We start from the raw sequence: 3,503 nt of genomic DNA, 5'->3' as shown, positions 1-3,503 counted from the left end.
CTCTTCACTGGTGGTGTTCGCCGGCTTTGCGCTTTTCTTCCTGAACCTCCTGCTCAGCCTTCGCAACGGCCGCATTGCCGGAGACAATCCCTGGGGCGCGAGCACGCTCGAATGGGCGACGACGTCGCCGCCGCCCTCCTACGATTTTTCGCGGCTGCCCGTGGTAACTCACCTCGAGCCGCTTTGGGCCGAGCCCGATACGCTTCCCGTGGTCGAGGGTCTGCGTGTCGACGCACGCGAGGTGCTCGCCGGCACGGTCGCCGATGCGGTGCCGCAACTAAGGGTGCCATCGGCTGACAACTCCATCTGGCCGCTTCTGTCGGCCATTGCGGTGGGCGGTGCATTTCTCCGTTCGATATACACGCCATGGGCGGTGGTCTGGGGAGCGATCCCGGTTTCGATCGGCTTCATCTGTTGGTTCTGGCCGAAAGGCGAGCCGGAGGACGAGGAATGAGGCACCGTCCCGTCGCCGACGTCAGCCACCTGCCCACATATGATTTCGGGTCGGCGAGCCCGATGTGGTGGGGAACCCTTGCCTTCATTGCTCTCGAGGCAACAGGTTTTGCCTTGGCGATAGGCACCTACTTCTATTTGGCCGTGCTGGCCCGGCATTGGCCCATCGGAGCCCCGGCGCCAGATTTGCTGCCGGGCACGGCAGTGTTGATCATTCTGGTTGCGAGCGTCGTGCCCAACCACCTGATCGAGTTTTGGGCGCGTCGCCAGGACCTCGCGAAAGTTCGCCTTGGCATGGTCGTCATGTCGGTCGTCGGGATTCTTCCGCTGATCGTTCGCATCTGGGAATTTCCGGCTCTGCGGATTTCCTGGGATCAGAACGCTTACGGATCGATCGTGTGGTTCCTGCTTGGACCGCATACCACGCATCTTCTTACCGATGTCGGCGACACGATCGTCCTGGCGGTTCTCATGTTCACGCAAAAAGGCAAGGCGGGCCGCCGCTTCAGCGACGTCTCGGACAATGCGTTCTACTGGGACTTCGTCGTCGTCTCATGGGTCGTGCTCTATCTTGTTATCTATTGGGCTCCGAGGATGTGAGATGCAGGCGATCCGTACCGGCGTTTCCTGGGCAGGCCTGGTCAGCGGGCCAGTTGCATGGGCAATAGCCCTGCAGCTCGATTACTCCATTGCATCCTGGCAGTGCCATGCCGGCTTTCGTCCCACTGCCTTGTTCTCATTGATAGGCGCCGCTGTCGCCCTGGCAGGCACGCTCCTGTCGTGGCACGCCGTTCATGACCGCGGGCATGGTACGCCCCGGAAGGCGCGCACGCGCGCGTTCCTTGCCAGGACTTCGGTGGGCATCGGGGCGCTGTTCACGCTCATCTTGCTGGCGCAAGTGGTGGCAGGGCTGATCTTCAGCGGGTGCGAACTGTGACGACGCCAAAGACGCGGAGATTGGCCATCCGCCGCCGGTACGCGCTTTGGCCTGCCACGGGCATTCCATTCCCAGCCGTCATTTCTCGGGCGGTCGTCGTAGGCGCTTTGCACCGAGCTGCGGGCGAGCGAAATCCAGAGGGGTGAATATCTCACGCGAGCGGCCGACTGCATCGGCTGTCACACGTCCAATCCGAGCCGCCCCTTCGCTGGAGGCTATCGCGTGCCGACACCCTTCGGCGATGTATACTCGACCAACATCACACCAGATCTCGAAACGGGCATCGGACGCTATTCCGCGGACGAGTTCGTGCGAGCCGTCCAGAAAGGTATCAGGCGCGACGGAGCCGATCTCTACCCCGCCATGCCCTATGACAGCTTCGCCGCAATGAGCCGCGAGGACGTGCTTGCGATCCGGGCCTATCTCCTTGCGCAGCCGCCGATTTCCCAGCCGCGGCCGCGAAACATTCTGCCTTTTCCATTCACGCTGGACGGTTGCGCTGTGGAAGCTCACGAACCTCCAAAGCGGCAGTTTCACGCCTGATCGGAGCCGGACCGCCGCATGGAACAGGGGAGCCTACCTTGTCGAGGTGCTCGGCCACTGCGGTGCCTGCCACACGCCAAGGAATGCGACGTTCGGCATGGATGAAGACCACAAGCTTGCCGGCGGCACCGCCGGCATCTGGCAACATCACCAGCGACAAGATCGCAGGCGTCGGCGGCTGGAGCAACGAAGAGTTGCCTCGATTCCTCAAAACCGGCGTCGTGCCCGGGAAGGCCTACGCAGGCGGGCCGATGGCGGAAACGGTCATGAACAGCCTGCAGCATCTTTCCGACGACGACATCCAGGCTATTGTCGCCTATCTCAGGGACGTGCCCGCCCAACCGGGAGACGAGAAGCAGCCGCGTTTCTCATGGGGTAACGCGGCCGCGGCCGCGGCCGACGGCGATGCTGGAACCGAAGGGATGACGCAAGGCAGCGGAACCGCAACCGGCGATGATCTCTATCGATCGCTCTTTTCGACGTGCCATGGGGCGAACGGAGGCGGATCATCAGACGGATCCTATCGGTCCTTGACCAGTAACAGCACCCCCGGCGCGGCCACGCCCGAGGATGTCGTCATGACCATCCTTGAAGGCGTAAAAGCTGGTGACGTGGCCGGGCGTCAATCGATGGCGGCCTTCGGCGGCTGGCTGGATGATGGCCAGGTGGCAGCTCTTGCAAATTACGTCACCGCGCGGTTCGGAAATCCCGACCTCAGCGTCACCGCGGCCGATGTACGCCAGATGCGGGCAGGAACGACACCAGCCAGACAATCATCATTCTGGCGGTTCAATCACTTGTAGCGGGCGCCGCCGTGTTGATGCTTGGCCTGCTGCTTTTGCTGGCAAGACGCCTGCGCCGGAGGGCGACTTAAGCGAGCCTCATGTTCGCGCATAGAGATAGGCGGTAATGTCGCGCGCCTCTTGAGGCGACAGATTTGTATTGGGCATGGCCGTCTTCGGGTCAACGTCCCGCGCCCTGCTGATCCAGCGCATCATCGCATCCGGGGTGGCTCGCGACGGCCCGGTATATCCTCTTTCGACGACGCCTTGCAGGGACGGACCGACGGTGCCACGGGCGCCGGGCACTCCCGGGATTTCGTGACATCCGCCACAGCCGTTGCGGATCATTGCCGGGACGGCCCGGTCAGGGTCGCCCCCGATGGCCTGTGCAATGGTGGTTTCCCGGAGATTGTCGCCGCGGACCAAGTTGATGGCGCAACCCACCGGAACAATGACGACCGCCGCGGATACGCCTGCCACCCAAGGCAGTGGCATCAGCCTGACGGGTTGTCGGCTCATCCGCGCCTGCTGCCGCCGCAAGACGCGGCCCGGTGACCGCTGCAAGCGCCCTCAAAAGCCCGATCATCCCCGGATCTTGCTGTAGACAGCTCAACCATCGCGACGAAAATCATACCAGTGGGCCGAACACGAATGTAGCCAGCAGAACAAGGAAAATCACAGCGATAACTGCGATCGCCCACATGACGATCCTTCTTGTCCCCCGTTGCTCTTGCTTGCGAGAGATATCTTCTGACACAGTACGAAATCCTTGCTGCAAAATTCAACTG

5 protein-coding genes and 1 pseudogene are annotated in these 3,503 nt (G+C 62.4%); 5 read left to right on the top strand and 1 reads right to left on the bottom strand.

Features of this window, described 5'->3' with window-relative positions; translation table 11 throughout:
* The 5 genes and pseudogenes from EN750_RS24150 to EN750_RS39590 all read left to right on the top strand — a co-directional run.
* A pseudogene (locus EN750_RS24150) lies at positions 1-454 on the top strand (cytochrome ubiquinol oxidase subunit I); the annotation flags it as partial.
* Entirely contained in the window at positions 451-1,053 is a 603-nt protein-coding gene (locus EN750_RS24145) for a cytochrome c oxidase subunit 3 (protein WP_127397880.1), read from the top strand. The pseudogene EN750_RS24150 and the gene EN750_RS24145, both read left to right, overlap by 4 nt.
* A gap of 1 nt (position 1,054) precedes the next feature.
* Complete coding sequence (locus tag EN750_RS24140) at positions 1,055-1,390, top strand: hypothetical protein (protein WP_127397878.1); 336 nt, start codon at positions 1,055-1,057, stop codon at positions 1,388-1,390.
* A gap of 222 nt (positions 1,391-1,612) precedes the next feature.
* Positions 1,613-1,933, top strand: a complete 321-nt coding sequence (locus EN750_RS39595; RefSeq protein WP_348629625.1) for a hypothetical protein — start codon at positions 1,613-1,615, stop codon at positions 1,931-1,933.
* A gap of 101 nt (positions 1,934-2,034) precedes the next feature.
* Positions 2,035-2,736, top strand: coding sequence for a c-type cytochrome (locus EN750_RS39590; protein ID WP_189526415.1), 702 nt, complete (start codon positions 2,035-2,037; stop codon positions 2,734-2,736).
* Between the two features lie 78 nt (positions 2,737-2,814).
* On the opposite strand, the gene EN750_RS24130 is transcribed toward EN750_RS39590, so the two are convergent.
* Complete coding sequence (locus EN750_RS24130; RefSeq protein ID WP_127397877.1) at positions 2,815-3,234, bottom strand: c-type cytochrome; 420 nt, start codon at positions 3,232-3,234, stop codon at positions 2,815-2,817.
* Between the last annotated feature and the right edge of the window lie 269 nt (positions 3,235-3,503).

It is taken from the genome of Mesorhizobium sp. M7A.F.Ca.ET.027.03.2.1 (genome assembly GCF_003999175.1).
Classification (GTDB): Bacteria; Pseudomonadota; Alphaproteobacteria; order Rhizobiales; family Rhizobiaceae; genus Mesorhizobium.
Note: the sequence above shows the minus strand (reverse complement) of the source record. Positions and strands in the feature narration are given on the sequence as shown.

Bases quoted from the DNA above. Each gene is read 5' to 3' on its own strand.
- EN750_RS24145 (WP_127397880.1), top strand. From the start codon at position 451: ATGAGGCACCGTCCCGTCGCCGACGTCAGCCACCTGCCCACATATGAT.
- EN750_RS24140 (WP_127397878.1), top strand. From the start codon at position 1,055: ATGCAGGCGATCCGTACCGGCGTTTCCTGGGCAGGCCTGGTCAGCGGG.
- EN750_RS39590 (WP_189526415.1), top strand. From the start codon at position 2,035: ATGAAGACCACAAGCTTGCCGGCGGCACCGCCGGCATCTGGCAACATC.
- EN750_RS24130 (WP_127397877.1), bottom strand. From the start codon at position 3,234: ATGAGCCGACAACCCGTCAGGCTGATGCCACTGCCTTGGGTGGCAGGC.